This window comes from Streptomyces sp. NPDC055013, assembly GCF_053608645.1.
In genome coordinates, this window is the sequence record NZ_JBSGVW010000005.1 from 243960 (window position 1) to 260787 (window position 16828).

Sequence of the window (16828 nt, forward strand, 5' to 3'; positions counted from 1 at the left end):
TCGGCGTCGTTGGCCCGAGCGTCCGCGCCCTCGGTGCTGTCCGCGGCGGCGTCCCCGCTCTCGGCGTTGACGGCCGGGGTGTCTGCACGCTCGGTGCTGTCCGCCGTAGCGTCCGTGTCCTCGGTGCCGTCGCCCGTGGCGTCCGCGCTCTCGGTGCCGTCCGCCGAGGAGTCTTCGTTCTCGGCGTTGTCGGCCACCGTGTCCGCGCCCCCGCTGCTGTCCGCGGCGGCGTCCCCGCTCTCGGCGTCATCCGCCGCGGCATCCCCGTCCCCGGCGTCCTCGGCGGTGCCCCCCGCCTCCTCCAGTCGCGTCCTGACCGCGTCCAGGTCCTCTCGTGACAGGACCCTCGTCGCCGTGTCGACGCCGCCGCGCGGTGCCGTGGCTTCGCGGGCCACTGCGAGGCGTGGGTCGCGTCGTTCGCCGGCTTCCTGCCGAGTGGGACTGTCGGGTTCGGGAACCGGGGCCGTGCTCCCCGACGTCGGTTCTGCCGACGACTCGCGCTGCTTCGACCTGTCGGGGGACTCGCCCGCCACCGATGCCTCCTCCATGTGCCGCCGCACGGCCTCCGTGCGGCATCCGAACAGTGAGCCGTCACTCGGACACCGTGCCCGTACGACCCCCCGTGCCGCTGTCCGAACCATGTACCAGTGTCCTGTGCGCGGCACTCCACTCACCCGCTAGACGAGAACGACATACCTACCGGTTCCCTTACGAACCGGTCACGCACCCTCGACAGATGAATGTGAGAGGGGTCACCCTGTCTTTCATCCACGCGGGGAGGCATGGATGGGCAGGAGCCGCAGAACAATTCCGGAGGAGCTTCTGCTGCTGGCGTTGGACCCGACCACGGGTACCACCGCACAGCCGCAGTCGCTCGACCTCGGTCTGGCCGGAGCACAGCTAGTGGAGCTGGCGCTGGCCGGACGGATAGCCCCAGACGGGGATCGTATCGCCGTGGTGGCCCCACGGCCGACTGGAGATCCAACACTGGACTGTGCGTTGGAGTTGCTGCGAAGGCGTGGCGCTCCCGTGCGTGCCGTCCACTGGATCGGCGGGCCCCGGCTGGGGTTGCGCCAGACCTACCTCTCGCATCTGGAGCGGTGCGGCATGGTGCATGCCGTGGCCGGTCAGATGTGCGGGGTGTTGCCGACGACTCGCTATCAGGCGACGGACAACGCCATCAGCCGGGAGATCAGGGCCCGGCTGGATTCCGCGATCCGCACCGGCGTACCGCCGGACCCACGGACCGCGGCACTCGCCGCACTGGCACACGCGGTCGGCCTCGGCAAGCACCTGTATCCGGGGAACGAGGGACGGTCGTCCCGGTCCCGGCTCAGGGACCTGATCAGGCACGACCCCATGGGCGGTCTCGTCGCGCACGCCGTGATGGACGTCCAGAACGGTGCGGCGGCACAGCCGCGCCGCAGCCCGGCCCCGGCCGGCCGGCAGGCCGCCCCCGGAGGCAGGGCCGCAGCGGAACCCGCCCGCGGTGTTCCGGTGCAGCCGCGCCGCGGATCCATGGCGCGTGTCGTGGCCCACTGAGCCGCAGTTCCACGACCCGCACCACCGGACCACCCGGGCTGTGCACCCGGCTTGCTCGACCACGCACCACCACGCACCGCCACGCTCGCACTCGCACGCCACGTGCAGCGCCGCACCGCAGTCACCGAGACCGGTTCGGGAGCCGCTGGTCCGCGCGGGGTGACGGGACCGGATGCCCGGACGACGGCATCGGTCCCGCCGCCCCGCGCGGCCGCATGTGCGGGGGTCCTGGCGAACTGGCGTGTATCCAGCGCATATCCACCGTTTCCCAGCGGTAGTAAGCACCTTGGTGGCAGTCTGCTCAACAGCAGATACGCAAAGTGGCAATCGCAGGCAGGCAGCCGGAGGTGCACGTCCCGTGGCGTCCAATGTCAATCCCACCGTCAGGCGACGCCGGCTGGGCCAGGAGCTGCGCAGGCTCCGGGAGCTCAAGGGCATGACGGCCGAAGAAGTGGCCGAACGGCTGCTGGTGTCGCAGTCGAAGATCAGCCGGCTGGAGAACGGCCGGCGCAGCATCAGCCAGCGCGACGTCCGCGATCTGTGCGGGGTCTACGAGGTGGAGGACCACCGGATCGTCGACTCCCTGATGCAGATGGCCAAGGATTCGCGACAGCAAGGATGGTGGCACTCGTTCGGCGACATCCCCTACAGCGTCTACATCGGGCTGGAGACGGACGCGGCCAGTCTGCGGGTGTACGACCCGCAGGTCGTTCCGGGGCTGTTGCAGACGAAGCAGTACGCGGAGGCCCTGATCGCCGGGGCGTTGCCGGAGACGGCACAGACCGAGATCGAGAAGCGGGTCCAGGTGCGGATGCGCCGACAGGAACGAATCTCCACCGCGGAGAACCCGCTCCGGCTGTGGACCGTCCTGGACGAGGCCGCCCTGCGCCGGGTCGTCGGCAACCGCTCCCTCATGCGCGACCAGTTGGAGCAGCTCGTCGAGCAGTCCCAGCTGCCGCACGTCACCGTGCAGGTGATCCCCTTCGACATGGGCGCCCACCCGGGCCTCAACGGGCAGTACGCGATCCTCGAGTTCCCGGACGCGGCCGACTCCAGCGTCGTCTACATCGAAGGCGTCACCAGCGACCTGTACCTGGAGAAGGCGAACGACGTCCAGAAGTACAGCGTGATGTACGAGCACCTGAGGGCGCAGGCCCTGAACGTGGAGCAGTCGCGGCAGTTCATCGCGGACATCGCCAAGGAGTACGCGCGTTGAGAAGCGCCGTACGGTACACCGTCCCCAGCCCGGGGCGGAAGACTCCAATGGAATATGCCACCCAGCCGAGTGAATAGTCGCTTCGTCGGCCGATGTTGGCGAGTAGCGTCGATCACGCCACCGAGCAACAAGGTTGGCGCGAATCGCGCTGCGGGGTCCGGTCCGGACACGCAGCGCGGTGACAGCAACTCAACATCTGGCAATTCGGAGCAAACATGGCAATTCGTCAGGGTGCCACGGACACGTGGACCAAGTCCTCGTACTCCACAGGGAACGGCGCGTGCGTCGAGGTGAAGTCACCGGCCGCTGCGGCCATGGCGGTGCGGGACTCCAAGGTTCCCGAGGGCCCGGTCCTGGCGTTCCCCGCGGACGCGTGGAACACCTTCGTGGCGTCGGTCAAGGCGTAAGGGGCGGGTCTAGCTGATCCTCACCCCTCAACCGACCGCACGATCGACAACTGCACAAGCACCACAGGAAGAGCCCTCTCGACCAGCCCGCCGTCCTTGCCGAGAGGGCTCGGCCGTGCCCTCACCCGTGGGCCGGCCGGATCACCTCACCGGGAAGGCCACATCACACACCGGGTCCTGCGCCCCGGCACCGTCCCAGTCCGCCACGAAGTACACCTCGCGGCACGGGCCCGCCTGCCACAGCCCCTCGTTCGCCATCCACTCCTCGACCGCCTCGAATGCGGCCAGGATCTGCGGATGGGCCACCTGCGCCTTGGTGATCCGGGTGTAGGCGAGCCGGTGGGCCGGCTCCACCCGTACCTTCGTCTCCCGCGTCCGGCCCTGCTTCTCGAGCCACGCGCGGGCCGCCGCCTCGTCGGCCACCGGCACGCACGACTCGGCCGGCCCGTCGCTCTCCTCCGACACGTCGGAGTGGTAGACGACGAACGGTGGCGCCGTGATGCCGCCGCACTCGTGGGCCGCCGTCTCCAGTCGGCCCAGCGACGCCCCGATCCACGCCGGCAGCTCGCCCGCCAGCACATGCCGCATCTCGGTGATCAGCACCTGCTCGGGCACCTCAACCGTCTCGACCACGAACTTCCCGTACATCTCGGAGCTCCTCCCCGACAGTCGTCCACGGAGGTACTCGGCCAGCGTCCGCTGCCCCGCCACCCGCGCCTCGACTTCCGCCCAGTACGCGTCGAGCCGGGCGGCCGCCGCGGCCCCGTCCGGGGCCTCGACGATCTCCGCGATCCGTGCGAGCGGCATGTCCAGCTGGCGCAGCAGCGCCACCAGACGGGCACGTTCGACCTGGTCGGCGCGGTAGTAGCGGTAGCCGCTGGCCTCGTCGACATGCGCCGGGGCCAGCAGTGCGAGGCGGTCGTACAGCCGCAGGGCCTTGGCCGACAGCCTGGCCCGCGCGGCGAACACGCCGATGGTGAGCAGTTCGTCGTCCACGGCCTCATCCTCCGTCACCGGGCGGCCTGTTCCGCCCGGCGACAAGGACGCTCGGCTCTGCCCCAGGGGCAAGGTCAAGGGGCCGCGTCATTCGATGGGCCGCGTTACTTGACCGCGGACTCCACCGCGGCCACGACCTCCGCCGCCTCCGGCTCGGTCTGCGGCGAGAAGCGGGCGGCGACCTCGCCGTCGCGGCCGATCAGGAACTTCTCGAAGTTCCAGCGGATGTCCCCGGTGTGCCCCTCGGCGTCCGCGAAGCCTACGAGCCGCTCGTACAGCGGGTGCCGGCCCTCCCCGTTCACCTCGACCTTCTCGGTCATCGGGAAGCTCACGCCGTACGTCGCCGAGCAGAACTCGGCGATCTCCTCGGCGCTGCCGGGCTCCTGCCCGAGGAACTGGTTGCAGGGCACGCCGAGCACGGTGAAGCCGCGCTCCGCGTACTGCTCCTGGAGCTTCTCCAGGCCGGAGTACTGCGGGGTCAGGCCGCACTTGGAGGCCACGTTCACGATGAGCACGGCCCGACCCGCGTACTGGGCGAGATCGGCGGTGCCGCCCTGGAGGGCATCGATGTCGACGTCGAGGGGGGAGCTGCTGTCAGTGGTCGTCATGAAACGGATGCTAACTCCGGTACGTGTCGGGCCGGTGCCGGGCCTCGACGAGCACGTCCCCCGCCGCCGTCCGCTCGTACAGCACCGACCGCCCCGCCCGCCGCCGCCGCACCAGCCCCGCGTCCAGCAGCACCCGCACATGCCGTCCGACCGAGCCCAGCCCCTGCCCGGTCACCGCGACCAGCTGGGTGGTGCTGAGCGGCGAGTCGAGGAGGACGAGCACCTCGGCGCGCGCGGGCCCGAGCAGCGCGCCGAGGCTCGCGGGGACGCTCCGGGCGCCGGGGTCGGTGAGCGCGCCCGCGCAGGGATAGACCACGGCATACCTCTCGGGCGCCTCCCAGGACACCCAGCCGCCCTTCGGCGTGACAGGCACGAAGACGAGCTCGGCGCCGGAGATCTCGCGGGGCGGGTACTCGTGCAGGTTCACCTGGAGCCGGTTGTCACCGAGCCAGCGGGTGCGGCCGGGGCGCAGCGTGTCCAGTACGGCCGCCCAGCCGCCCCGGCTCACCTGCGCGGTCCGGGCGACCACGTCCGCCTCCAGGACGCGCCGGCGCCGATCCCAGTCCGGCCGTACGGTCGCGGTCCAGACGTACTCGATGAGCGCGGCGGCGCGTTCCGGCAGGTCGTCGCGGTCCAGTACGGCGGGCAGGGGGTCGGCGAGGGAGACGGTCAGGTTGGCGCGGGCCTGGTGGGGGTCGGCCGCGCGCACGCGTGCGACACCCGCCTCGAAGGGCTCGCCGTCCCTCGGGGTCGGGGTGAGGAAGTCGGCGATCCAGTCCTTGCCGAGCCCGCCGCGGACGAGGTGTGCGGTGACCGGGTCGGCGGCGAGGCGGGCCCGGTAGGCGGGCCGGTGTGCGTCCAGCCAGGTGCGCTCGCCGGGGTGGGCGGCGGTCCCCGAGTGCAGCAGTTTCAGCGCGGCGAACGTCTCGGCGAGCGGGGAGATGAGGAACCGGCTGCCGGCCAGGGTGTCGGCGTTGATCTGCCACCAGCCCATCGGTCACCGCCACCTTTCGCGTCTCCGCGAAACAATAACGACCGGATTCCTGAGCTGCGCAGACTCCGCGCATGCGCAGCTACCGACAGCTCTTCCGGACAACGGAGTTCACTCCCCTCTTCCTCTCCTCCGCCCTCCACACGGCCGCCTCCACCGTCGGCGGTCTGGCCATCGGCACGCTGGTGTACGCGGCGACCGAATCGCCGCTGCTGGCCGCGGTCAGCATGTTCGGCCCGCAGCTGGCCCAGGTGGTGGGTGCCACGACCCTGCTCTCGGCGGCGGACCGGCTCGCGCCCCGCGCGGCACTGACCGGCATCGCCCTGTCGTACGCCCTGGGCACGGCGGCGATGGCGACGCCGGGCGCACCGATCTGGGCGCTGTTCGCCCTGATCCTGCTGCTGGGGCTGATCGCCTCGCTGGGCGGCGGCGTGCGGTGGGGACTGCTGAACGAGGTCCTCGCCAAGGACGGCTACCTGATGGGCCGGTCCGTCTTCAACATGATGAACGGCCTGATGCAGATCACCGGCTATGCGACGGGCGGTGCGCTGGTCGCCGTGCTGTCCCCGGGGGCCACCCTGCTCGTCTCCTCGGCCCTGTACGCCGCGGCGGCCCTGGTCACCCGCCTCGGCCTGACCTGTCGCGCGCCCCGCGCCGCGGGCCGCCCCTCCGTCTCCGCGACCTGGCGCAGCAACGCCCTGCTGTGGTCCTCCCGCCCCCGCCGCCACCTCTACCTCGCCCTGTGGATCCCCAACGGGCTGGTCGTCGGCTGCGAGTCGCTGTACGTCTCCTACGCCCCGCACGCCGCCGGCACGTTGTTCGCGTGCGCGGCGTTCGGGATGCTCGTCGGTGACATCACGGTCGGCCGGCTCCTCCCCGAGGACCTGCGCGCCCGCCTCGGCGTACCGCTGTTGTTGCTCCTGGCCACGCCCTATCTCCTGTTCTTCCTGCACCCGGCGCTGCCCGTGGCCGCCGTCGCGGTTGCCGTCGCCTCGGTCGGATTCGGGGCGAGTCTGGTCCAGCAGGAGCGGCTGATGGCGGTGACACCCGACGAACTCAGCGGTCACGCGCTGGGGTTGCACTCCGCCGGGATGCTCACGACGCAGGGGGTGAGCGCGGTGCTGGCCGGGGCGGCGGCCCAACTGACCTCGCCGGCCACGGGGATGACGGCCATGGCGGCGGGGTCGGTCGCGGTGACGCTGGCGCTGGTGGGCGCGAGCCTGCGGGACGCGGGGGAGGGCGGGGAGGGCGGGCTGGTGGTGGCGGGCCGGCGGCCCAAGAGGGGAGTTTTTTCCACCGACTTCGCACCCCGACCGCCGCAAGAATGAGGTCACGGGCGCTGCGGGCCCCGTGGCGCCCAGGCAGCGGAGAGGAGCGAGTCGCATGGACCCCACGACGCAGGTCGGGGTGCACCGCCCGCCGGACGACGTCCCGGACGGGATCCCCGACTGGATCAGTGAGGGGCCGCCGGAGGGCCGGGGGGTGTGGCCAAAACTTCACGGTGTGTGAAGCGCATTCTCTCAACTTCCTTATGTACAAGGCGAGTTGGCCTAAGTTGATTGCTGTTTGAATCACCGGCGACTTCCCTCACCGACTCCGCAGGAGGCCCCACCGTGCCCGACGACCCCACCACCCCGATCGGCGCCGTCGCTGCGGAGGCGCGGGCCCGGATCGACACGACCGAGCCGCACTCGGCGCGCTTCTGGAACTACTTCGTCGGCGGCGAGGACCACTACGAGGTCGACCGGCGGATCGGGGACGAGATCAAGAAGATCTTCCCGGGGCTGGCCGACGTGGCCGTCAGCAGCCGCCACTTCCTGGGCCGTGCCGTACGTCACCTGGCCGGCGAGGTGGGCATACGGCAGTTCCTGGACGTCGGCACCGGCCTGCCGACCGCCGACAACACCCACCAGGTGGCCCAGCGCGTGGCTCCGGACGCCCGGATCGTGTACGTCGACAACGACCCCGTCGTGCTGGCCCACGCGAGCGCCCTGCTGACCAGCACCCCGGAGGGCGTGACGGCGTTCCTGGACGCGGACCTCCACGACCCCGAGGCCGTCCTGGAGGCCGCCGGAGCCACGCTCGACCTCTCCCGCCCGGTCGCCCTGATGATCCTCAACACCCTCGGCCACGTCGCCGACCACGACCGGGCGTGCGACCTGGTACGGCGCCTCCTGGCCGGCCTGCCCTCGGGCAGCCACCTGGTGATCAGCGACAGCACGGCCACCAGCGAGGGCATGATCGCCGCCTCGCGGGCGTACAACGCGAGCGGCGCCGTGCCGTACCACGTACGCAGCATCGGCGAGATCGCCGCCTACTTCGACGGCCTCGACCTGGTGGACCCGGGCATCGTCCAGGTCCCCGAGTGGCGCCCCGACACGCAGGGCCCGACGGACCCGGCGACGGCGGCGGTCGACGCGTACTGCGGGGTGGCTCGCAAGCTCTGAGGTGCGGTGTGCGCGCTTTCGGCCGCCTTGCTCCGACTTCGGTCGCCTAGTCGGCCTTGTGGCGCTGGTAGTGGCGGGCGACGCGCACCCGGTTGCCGCAGCGGGCGGCCGAGCACCAGCGGCGGCGCGGATGGGTGGGCAGGAAGACCATCACGCAGTCGTCGGCCTCGCACTTCCGGATCCTGGCGACCGCCGGGTCGGCCAGCAGCTCGGCGGCAGCCTCCGCGAGACAGGCGGCCAGCCGCAGCCCCGCCGCCCCCTCGCGTCGCCGCGTGGCGACCACCGCCGCCCCGTCCCACGCCAGCTCGTGGATCGCCGGCGCGGCCCGCTGCGCGTCGTTGAGTGCCGTCAGGTCGGCGGCCGGGGGCTGCTCGCCCCGGCGGACGTGATCGAGGGCGCGGGCGGTGCGCTCCCGTACGGCGAGCACCGCGGCCAGGTCGGCGGGCGTGACGCCGGTGCCTTCCTGCGGTACGGCCTCCGGGAGGCGGTCGGCCTGGAGCTCCCACCAGGCCCGCAGCTGGTGCGGCGTGGTCAGCAGGTCGCCGGCGGCCGTGCGGGTGTTGACCAGGTCCAGGGCCAGGGGTTCTCCGGTCAGCGGTAGGGGATCACTCATGGGGCTAATGCTACATGTTCGGGTTGACGCGTTAGTCGACGCAGGGTTATACCGGAGGTGCACCTAATGCATCCACGACCGAAGAAGCAATTAGGCAGGGGTCAGTCATGCTTTCTGCAACCGCCCGCACCGTCCATCGCCACCTGGAGATCGAGGGAGTCCGCGTCTTCTACCGGGAGTCCCTCCCCGACCGCACCGACGCCCCCGTACTGCTCCTCCTGCACGGCTTCCCGTCCGGTTCCCACCAGTTCCGCGGCCTCATCGACGCGCTCGGCGCGGACTACCGGCTGATCGCCCCGGACTACCCCGGCTCCGGCCACACGCAGGCCCCCGACGACTTCACGTACTCGTTCGACCGGCTCGCCGACATCACCGAGGGCTTCATCCAGCGCCTGGGCCTGGACCGCTTCGTGATGTACGTCTTCGACTTCGGCGCCCCCGTGGGCTTCCGCGTCGCCGAACGCCACCCCGAGTGGATCGCGGGACTGGTGGTCCAGAACGGCAACGCGTACGAGGAGGGGCTCTCGGAGATGGCCCGCGACCTGCTCAGCCTGACCCCACAGACGCCCGGCGCCCACGACGCCATCCAGGACATGCTCACCCTGCAGACCACCCGCGGCCAGTACGAGACGGGCGTCGCCGCACCCGACCTGGTCGCCCCGGACGGCTGGACCCTCGACCAGCACTTCCTGGACCAGCCGGGCCGCAAGGACGCCCAGCAGGCCCTGCTCTTCGACTACCACTCCAACGTCGAGCGCTACGACACCTGGCACGCCTGGCTGCGCCGCCACACCCCGCCCACCCTGATCACCTGGGGAGCCCACGACCCCTTCTTCACCGAGCTGGGCGCCCGCGCCTACCTTCGCGACCTCCCCGACGCCGAACTCCACCTCCTCGACACCGGCCACTTCGCCCTGGAGACCCACCTGGGGAAGATCGCCCCGCTGATCGCGGATTTCGCGGACCGCGCCTGGAAGTGAGGTGACCGTGTCGGCCGTGCCGGTGTCCGCCGTGCGCGTGCCTTCGATGCCCGTGCCCGCCGTTCGACCATCGCCGCATATAGGTGCCAATAGTGCGAAAATCGACACGGGTCTCTGTTGACCTCTGTGACGTGGCGAGGGACGCGGAGAGGGATGCCGATGGACCGGGACGTGGACCTGGACGTGGACCTGGACACTGTCGCCGATGAGCTGTACGGCCTGCGACCGGAGGACTTCATCCCCACCCGCGCCGCACGAGCGGCCGCAGCGCGCACGGCCGGTGACCGCGCCCTGGCAACCGAGATCGGCAAGCTACGCCGCCCGAGCCTGGCGGCCTGGGCCAGCAACCTCCTGGTCCGCGAGCGCCGCAGCGAGGTCGAGCCGCTGCTCCGCCTCGGCGAAGGCCTCAGGCAGGCCCACCAGGACCTGGACGGAGCGCAACTGCGCGAGCTCGGCCGACAGCAACGGATCCTGATCGGCGAGCTGTCCCGACAGGCCGGACAACTCGCCGCTCAGGCGGGCCACCCGATCAGCGACGCCGCCCGTCATGAGGTCGAGAGCACCCTGCACGCCGCCCTCGCGGACCCCGAGGCGGCCGACGAATGGGCGAGCGGCAGACTCACCAAGTCCTTCAGTTCGGCGACGGACTTCCCGGCGGTGACATCCCCCGCGACCGCTCGCCGCACCCCACCGTCTCCGGCCGCCGAGTCCCGCACTCGCCGGCCCGCCCCTCGCGACACCAAGGCCGGCAAGGAACACCGCCGCCGCCTCACCCAGGCCCGCAAGGCCGCCGACAAGGCCGCACGAGAACTCCGGGCTCAGGAGGACGAGACGGCAACGGCAACCCGGCAGGCCTTCGCGGCGAAGAAGCACCTCGACGAGACCCAGCAACGCGTCACCGAACTGACCGCCGAGCTACAACACGCCAAAACCGAACATCAACAGGCCCGCACCGCCGAACAGGACGCCCGAGGCGAGGCCCGCACAGCCGACCGCCGGCTTCGAGAGGCCCGGCGGCGGGCGGAGGGCGCTGCGGGGGAGGTGGAGGGGCTGGAGGCGGAGAGCCCGTGAAGCGCTGTCAAGCCGCCTTGCGTCCGGTGGCACGGGTGCCCGAGGCGGGCTCCTGTACATCGTCGAGAAGGAAGCTCTCGTCCTCCCCGAAGTCCGGGGCCTGGAAGGGGTTGGTCGCCGGAGGCGGCGATGCCGCGTCGGAACGGCGGGGCTGCCCTTCCGGAGCGGAGAACAACGAGGTCAGTTCTATGAGAGGTCTCTCCTTCGTCACAGGTCCCCGAGGGGACCTGCTGTGCCGTGACCGGGCACAGAGCGGTACTACAGCTTGGTCATCTTGGCGTACGGGCTCAGGATCCGTATCGGCGTGGAACCGAAATCGACGAGCGCCGCGATTCCGGCCTCGATACCGATCACACGACCGAGGCCGTACATGTCGTGGGTGACCTTGTCGCCCACGGCGAAGTGCTTGGGTGCAGGCGCGACCGGGGCCTTGAAGGGGCTGGTGGGCAAGTGACGCTTCGGAGCAGCAGGCTTTGTCATCGCACCCAGTATGCGCCCAGGAGCAACCCCTTCGCTGCCCCTGTCCACGTCCAAATACCCGGCAGCGACCCGGACGAGAGCAGTCACCTCTGGGACGAGATGGACCTCGATGCCGCTGACCAGGGATTTCCCTCCTACAGCGGCGGGGCCGCCTGTCTGCCGCACCCTCCAGCTACCCGATGATGCGGGCCAGGTGCTCCGCCCGGTCCTTGACGAAGTAGTGGCCGCCGCCGGGGACGACCTCCAAGGTCACCTCGCGGGCGAACCGCTCCCAGGCGCGGTAGCCGCTCTCGTAGCCCTTCGTGGCCGCATCCGCATCACCGATGATCACCCGGACCGGTGTGCGTACCGGTTCCCACCCGGCGGACGCCTCACGCAGGAGCCCGGCCCCCTGCGCCATGTCGTGGCGGACGACGGCCAGCACCCGCCGGAGGTCCTCCTGGTCGAGGGCGCCCTCGAAGCCGCCGAGTCCGCTCAGGTAGGCATGGAGCTCGTCGTCGTCGATTTCGCGTTCCTGAGCTCGGGGCAGGGCGGCTCCCAGCGCCAGGGACGCCAAGGGCACGCCACGGTCCTCCAGTTGCCGGGCGATGGCCAGGGCCAGGCCGGTGCCCACGCAGTGGCCGTAGATCGTGACGGGCACACCGGGGACGGCGGACCGGATCCGAACGATCTCTTCCACCAGATGGTCGCGTTCCTGGGCCCAGCCGACCAGCGGCTCCTCGGGCCGTACGGGATCGTGCCCGGGCAAGGCGGCGGACCACAGGGCCGTTCCGGGCGGGAGATGCGTCGCGAGCGCCTGGTAGGCGGTGGCACTGCCGCCGCCGTACGGGATGCCGATCACGACCCGTCGGATCGGCTGCCCGTCATCCGCGACGAGCCGGTGCAGCCAACTCCCGTCCGCCCCATCCGACCCGCCCGACCCGGCAGCGCGCAGCCGGGCGGCGAGTTGACGCGGGGTGGGGTACGTGAACACATCGACCACGGACAGCCGGCCATGACCCACGCGCCGGGCGAGCGTGACCGCCTTGAAGGAATCGCCTCCGCTGTCGAAGAAGTCGTCGTCGATGCCGGCATCGGGGACGCCCAGCAGTTCTTGCCACGTCTGGACGAGGGCGTGCTCCAAGGCATCGCGCGGCCGTACGGCAGGGGCCGTACGGCGCGGGGACGCGACGGGGGCGGGCAGGGCGGCGACGTCCAGCTTTCCGTTGCCCGTCAGCGGGATCGCGTCGAGCGGCACGATGGCCGAGGGGATCATGTACGACGGGAGGCGCTCGCGCAGCCATTCGCGCAGCGCGGCCGGGTCGGCGACGTGACCGTGCGCGGGCACCGCATAGGCGGCCAGCACCGCGTCGCCCACCGCGTCCCGGCGCACGATGGCCCGCGCTTCGGCCACGGCCGCGTGCTCGCACAGCGCCGTCACGATTTCCCCCGGTTCGATGCGGAAACCGCGCAGCTTGACCTGGTCATCGGTGCGCCCCAGGTATTCGAGCCGGCCCTCGGGCGTCCACTGAGCCGAGTCCCCCGACCGATACAGCCGACCGCCCTTCGCGTCGAAGGGATTCGCGATGAAGCGTTCCGCGGTCAGTTGCGGGCGGTTGAGATAGCCGAGTGCCAGCTGCCTGCCGGCCACGTACAACTCCCCGGCCACTCCCGGCGCGACGGGCTGGAGGCTGCCGTCGAGCACGTACACCTCCAGGCCGGGAAGCCCGACCCCGATCACGCTGCCCCGGCCGCTCTCCGCCAGGCTCCGGTCGAGCGCGCTGTGAGTGACGTGGACGGTGGTCTCCGTGATCCCGTACATGTTGACCAGCACGGGCGCGTCGTCCGCGTGCATGTCGTACCAGTCGGTGAGTCGGCCCATGTCCAGCGCCTCGCCGCCGAATATCACGTAGCGGAGCATGAGCTGCCGGCTCAGAGCCGGGTTCTCCCGATCGGCCCGCGTCAGCTGCTGGAAGGCCAACGGGGTCTGGTTAAGGACCGTCACCCGCTCCCGGACGAGCAGGGCGAGAAAGTCCTGCGGTGACCTGCTGACCCCGTGCGGGACGACGACCAGCCGGCCGCCGTGGAGCAGCGGACCCCACAACTCCCATACGGAGAAGTCGAATGCGTACGAGTGGTACATGGTCCAGACGTCGTCGCCGTCGAAGCCGAACAGGCGTTGGGCCCCGCTCATCAGGTGAAGCACGTTCGCGTGGCTGACGACGACCCCTTTGGGGCGGCCGGACGACCCGGAGGTGTAGATCACGTAGGCGGGGCTGTCCGGTGCGGGGGCCGGTGCCCGTGGCGGTGCGACGTCCGTCGCCTCGTCGACGCCCAGGTCGTCGGCCAGGACGAGGTCCGGTCCGTCCGGCGGCAGCCGGTGCGCGTCCGCCGCCGTCGTGACGACGAGGGCGGGGCGTGCGTCGGAGAGGATGTGGGCGATCCGCTCGGCGGGGAGCTCCGGGTCGACCGGTACGTACGCGGCCCCCGACTTGAGCACGGCAAGCAGAGCGACGACGAGGTCGGCCGAGCGGGGCAGCGCCACCGCCACGTACGCCTGCCGGCTCGCGCCGAGCCCCACGAGGCGCCGGGCGAGCCGGTTCGCCCGTGCGTCGAGTTCGCCGTAGGTGAGCGTCACGTCTTCTGAGGTGACGGCGGGACGGTCGGGTGCCAGGCGCGCGCGTTCCTCGAAGGCCGAAGCAAGGTCCGGGTGGGACAGCGGCCCGCCTGCGCCGCCCGCGCGGGCCCACTCCCTCACCGACTGCCGCTGGTCCGTGCCGACGGCGTCGATCCTGCCGACCTTGCGCTCCGGGCCGTTGTCCGCATCGATGATCGCCTCGAGAGCGGCGGCGTATCCGCCTCGGTGACCGGCGACTTCAGCGGTGCTGTACATGTCCGGGTTGGCGTTGCACTCGATCTGCAGGCCGCCGTCCCTGACGTACACCGCCACCATGAAGTCCTCGACGGGGCCGATGGCGCTGTTGTGGGACACCCCGTCGGCCTCGGCGAACGACAGCTCGTAGTCGAACGGCATGACGTTGATCTGCGGCCCGAACAGCCGACTGTGTTCCTGGAGCAGGCCGAGGTCGCGCCGCAGTTCCTCGCACCGGTAACGCATGTGCCGCAGGGCATGCCGCACCCGTGTGTGGACCTGAGTGACCAGCTCGGAGAGCGTCATGTCCGGGCCGACCGTCAGCCGCAGTGGCACGACGTTGGCGGCCATGCCCGGAGTGTCCCTGGCAGCCGCGGTCTTACGGCCGGTCACGGACATCCCCAGCACGATGTCCTGACTGCCTGTCACGCGATGTGTGTACGCGGCGAGCGCGGCGATCAGCAGCGTGGTCCAGGACGTCCGCAATGACCTGGCAGTACCGCGGAGTTGTTCGTAGCGCTCGGGTGACAGGCTCCATGTGTCGCGCAGGATGCCGGGTGCCATCGGGGCCCGGCGGCGCGAGAGGGTGACGATCTCGCCCAGGCCCGACATCTGCCGCTGCCAGTACTTCCCGTCCTCGGTGTGCGTGACCGAGGCACGGTAGTCGGCGTCCTCCCGGAGCAGGTCGGCGAGGCTGCCGAAAGGGCTCTCGGGAATGTCCGGCCCTTGCCGGAGCGCGGTGTAGATCTGCGCGGCACGCCGGGCCAGGAGCCAGCCCCCGTACCCGTCGACGAGCAGGTGGTGGTAGCGCTGATACCAGATGTGCCGCTCCGGCCCCAGGACGAAGACGGCCTCGGTGAACAGGTGCTTGTCACCGCGCAGGTCCACCGGCGTGGCCAGGTCGGCATCCATCCAGGCCTGGGCGGCCGCCATCGGGTCCGCCTCGTGGGTCAGATCCAGCCGGACGAGGACGTCCCCGTCCTCGTCGCGCAGCTCGGAGGCCACCTGCCAGGGCCCCTCGTCACCTTCGCCGCACCGAACGTGCACCGCCTCGGCCTCGGTGAGGGTGTGACGCACCGCGTCGCCGAGGAGGCCGAGATCCAGCGGACCCGTGATCTCGATGTACTCCGCGATGTTGTACATCGAACCCGTCGCGTCGAACTCGTCGGCGAACCAGACTCCCGACTGCGCGGCCGACAGGGGAAGTCGCTTCTCGCGTTCCGTCTCGGGCATGACTCTCCTCTGGTTCAGCGCAACGGTGCGTCCTGGGCGCGGAGTTGCCCCGACGATCCTCGGGAGGTCTACGTCATGCCTATGTCCGGCCGTGGGTCGGCCGGCGTCCGCCGGTCTCTACGGGCCAGACGGACTTCTTCTGCCTTGGCCGCATCGGTGTGCGGGCAGGCCGGCGGTCCGCCGGCCGGGGTACGCCGGGGCGGGGTGGCACGTACCCCGGCGGTCCCCGGGCGGGGTACGTGCCACCGCTCCCCGCCGGACTGCTCGACGCGGTCACGGACCCGCCCCATCAGCACATGACCAGCGACCGGGACCCCGGGGCCTCGCGGACCGCCTCGAAGCATGTGCGCGAAGGTGGGGGAGTCTCCGCGCAGGCCTGGAGGAGGAACCCCTCCTGAGCCGGCCCTTTCCCACGGGCCCGTTCCTCGTCCATCGACACAACGTCCAGGGCCGGCCAAGGTCGCCCGTGGCCCCCGTCGTCGATGCCGGCCGGCATCGTGCCGGCGAGTCTCGATGCCCTGCTGACGCGATACTCCATCGCGCCGGAACGGCACGAGATTCCAGTGGCCGTACAGTGGCCGTACTGAGTGGATCAGTAGCATCGTCTGCCCGAACGTCAGCACATCGAATGCACGGGGGCAAGATGCTGGAAGGTTTGGTGACCACGGCCGCTGGTGCTCTCCTCGCCACCGCGGGAGTCTTGGTTGGCGGCATCGTGACACGCCGCGCTCAGGATCAGCAGTGGATACGTGATCAGCAACTCGCCTCCTACCAGGACCTGTTCAGCCACTACGCCAAGTTCACGATGGAACTCAGGCGGGCCCATGGCGATGAGCGAGGCTGGGACTACGACTGGGGCGAATGGAGTGCAACCTTGATACGAGCGAGCTTGGTCGCCCCTGCTGAAATCGCCACGGAGATCAACAACTTCGGGCGCGCTATCGATTCTTTCCTGGACCAGGTGGAACGAGGGGACCGCACCCCGCTGCGCAATCCACTCAGTCCAGAGGAGTTCGAAGCAGCCCGCCAAGAGTCCGTCGTTGCACAGGTGAGATTGGTCAACGCAATACGTCGCTCACTCAGCGGCGACAGCAAGGGACTGCCGTTCGGGATCGGAGGGTAAGGCGTATCGGCACTGGCTCCCGATCGCTGCCAAGCAACACGGCTCCAGAGGGAGAGGCTGGGTTGTCCTGTCCGTGACCTGGTAGCCATCCCGCCGGGCTCGCGGCCACGGTTGTGCCCGCGAGTATCGGCTATTGACCGTGGCTGTCCCTATGGCAACGCATGCCGACGTTGCCCCCAACGACTGCCGTCGGTCGTCCTCGGGCGCATGCCACAGCGGGCGGATCCAGACACACCGCCTGCTCGATCGGGCACGCAAGGGGACCGCTGG

Annotated in this window: 16 protein-coding genes and 1 pseudogene; 9 read left to right on the plus strand and 8 right to left on the minus strand. The window is 70.7% G+C overall.

Annotation, left to right across the window (positions count from 1 at the left end; all coding sequences use genetic code 11):
• Positions 1 to 533: pseudogene (locus ACWGDB_RS09185) on the minus strand (D-alanyl-D-alanine carboxypeptidase); the annotation flags it as partial.
• 253 nt (positions 534 to 786) lie between these two features.
• Here ACWGDB_RS09185 and ACWGDB_RS09190 point away from each other — a divergent pair.
• From ACWGDB_RS09190 to ACWGDB_RS09200, 3 genes are all read left to right on the plus strand, one after another.
• Positions 787 to 1542, plus strand: a complete 756-nt coding sequence (locus ACWGDB_RS09190; protein WP_328881031.1) for a GOLPH3/VPS74 family protein — start codon at positions 787 to 789, stop codon at positions 1540 to 1542.
• Positions 1543 to 1900: 358 nt separating this feature from the next.
• Entirely contained in the window at positions 1901 to 2758 is an 858-nt protein-coding gene (locus tag ACWGDB_RS09195; protein WP_383606513.1) for a helix-turn-helix domain-containing protein, read from the plus strand.
• Between the two features lie 215 nt (positions 2759 to 2973).
• The gene (locus tag ACWGDB_RS09200) at positions 2974 to 3165 is read left to right on the plus strand and encodes a DUF397 domain-containing protein (protein WP_453821848.1); all 192 of its coding nucleotides are present in this window, start codon (positions 2974 to 2976) and stop codon (positions 3163 to 3165) included.
• Between the two features lie 141 nt (positions 3166 to 3306).
• On the opposite strand, the gene ACWGDB_RS09205 is transcribed toward ACWGDB_RS09200, so the two are convergent.
• The 3 genes from ACWGDB_RS09205 to ACWGDB_RS09215 form a co-directional block, all read right to left on the minus strand.
• Positions 3307 to 4179, minus strand: coding sequence for a MerR family transcriptional regulator (locus ACWGDB_RS09205; protein ID WP_453821849.1), 873 nt, complete (start codon positions 4177 to 4179; stop codon positions 3307 to 3309).
• Between the two features lie 86 nt (positions 4180 to 4265).
• Entirely contained in the window at positions 4266 to 4769 is a 504-nt protein-coding gene (locus ACWGDB_RS09210) for a glutathione peroxidase (RefSeq protein ID WP_453821850.1), read from the minus strand.
• Positions 4770 to 4779: 10 nt separating this feature from the next.
• Positions 4780 to 5763, minus strand: coding sequence for an ArsR/SmtB family transcription factor (locus tag ACWGDB_RS09215; RefSeq protein ID WP_453821851.1), 984 nt, complete (start codon positions 5761 to 5763; stop codon positions 4780 to 4782).
• A 71-nt stretch (positions 5764 to 5834) separates the two neighbouring features.
• On the opposite strand from ACWGDB_RS09215, the gene ACWGDB_RS09220 reads away from it, so the two are divergent.
• The 3 genes from ACWGDB_RS09220 (at position 5835) to ACWGDB_RS09230 (ending at position 8207) form a co-directional block, all read left to right on the plus strand.
• A complete protein-coding gene (locus tag ACWGDB_RS09220) occupies positions 5835 to 7088 on the plus strand; it encodes an MFS transporter (RefSeq protein ID WP_453821852.1) in 1254 nt (417 codons plus the stop codon).
• A 55-nt stretch (positions 7089 to 7143) separates the two neighbouring features.
• Entirely contained in the window at positions 7144 to 7269 is a 126-nt protein-coding gene (locus ACWGDB_RS09225) for a hypothetical protein (RefSeq protein ID WP_453821853.1), read from the plus strand.
• A gap of 104 nt (positions 7270 to 7373) precedes the next feature.
• The gene (locus ACWGDB_RS09230; RefSeq protein WP_453821854.1) at positions 7374 to 8207 is read left to right on the plus strand and encodes an SAM-dependent methyltransferase; all 834 of its coding nucleotides are present in this window, start codon (positions 7374 to 7376) and stop codon (positions 8205 to 8207) included.
• 46 nt (positions 8208 to 8253) lie between these two features.
• Here ACWGDB_RS09230 and ACWGDB_RS09235 read toward each other — a convergent pair whose 3' ends face one another.
• Entirely contained in the window at positions 8254 to 8820 is a 567-nt protein-coding gene (locus tag ACWGDB_RS09235; protein WP_453821855.1) for a CGNR zinc finger domain-containing protein, read from the minus strand.
• 107 nt (positions 8821 to 8927) lie between these two features.
• Between ACWGDB_RS09235 and ACWGDB_RS09240 the strand changes: the two genes are divergently transcribed.
• Positions 8928 to 9800, plus strand: a complete 873-nt coding sequence (locus ACWGDB_RS09240; RefSeq protein WP_453821856.1) for an alpha/beta fold hydrolase — start codon at positions 8928 to 8930, stop codon at positions 9798 to 9800.
• 159 nt (positions 9801 to 9959) lie between these two features.
• Positions 9960 to 10871 carry a hypothetical protein gene (locus tag ACWGDB_RS09245; RefSeq protein ID WP_453821857.1) on the plus strand — a complete coding sequence of 304 codons (912 nt, stop codon included), beginning with the start codon at positions 9960 to 9962 and terminating at the stop codon, positions 10869 to 10871.
• A gap of 7 nt (positions 10872 to 10878) precedes the next feature.
• On the opposite strand, the gene ACWGDB_RS09250 is transcribed toward ACWGDB_RS09245, so the two are convergent.
• From ACWGDB_RS09250 to ACWGDB_RS09260, 3 genes are all read right to left on the minus strand, one after another.
• Positions 10879 to 11082, minus strand: coding sequence for a hypothetical protein (locus tag ACWGDB_RS09250; RefSeq protein ID WP_453821858.1), 204 nt, complete (start codon positions 11080 to 11082; stop codon positions 10879 to 10881).
• A gap of 47 nt (positions 11083 to 11129) precedes the next feature.
• Positions 11130 to 11351, minus strand: coding sequence for a hypothetical protein (locus ACWGDB_RS09255; protein WP_328881042.1), 222 nt, complete (start codon positions 11349 to 11351; stop codon positions 11130 to 11132).
• 172 nt (positions 11352 to 11523) lie between these two features.
• Positions 11524 to 15435 (minus strand): amino acid adenylation domain-containing protein, encoded by a 3912-nt coding sequence (locus ACWGDB_RS09260; RefSeq protein ID WP_453821859.1) that lies wholly within the window; start codon positions 15433 to 15435, stop codon positions 11524 to 11526.
• Between the two features lie 643 nt (positions 15436 to 16078).
• Here ACWGDB_RS09260 and ACWGDB_RS09265 point away from each other — a divergent pair.
• Complete coding sequence (locus tag ACWGDB_RS09265; RefSeq protein WP_453821860.1) at positions 16079 to 16558, plus strand: hypothetical protein; 480 nt, start codon at positions 16079 to 16081, stop codon at positions 16556 to 16558.
• The last annotated feature ends 270 nt before the right edge of the window (positions 16559 to 16828 follow it).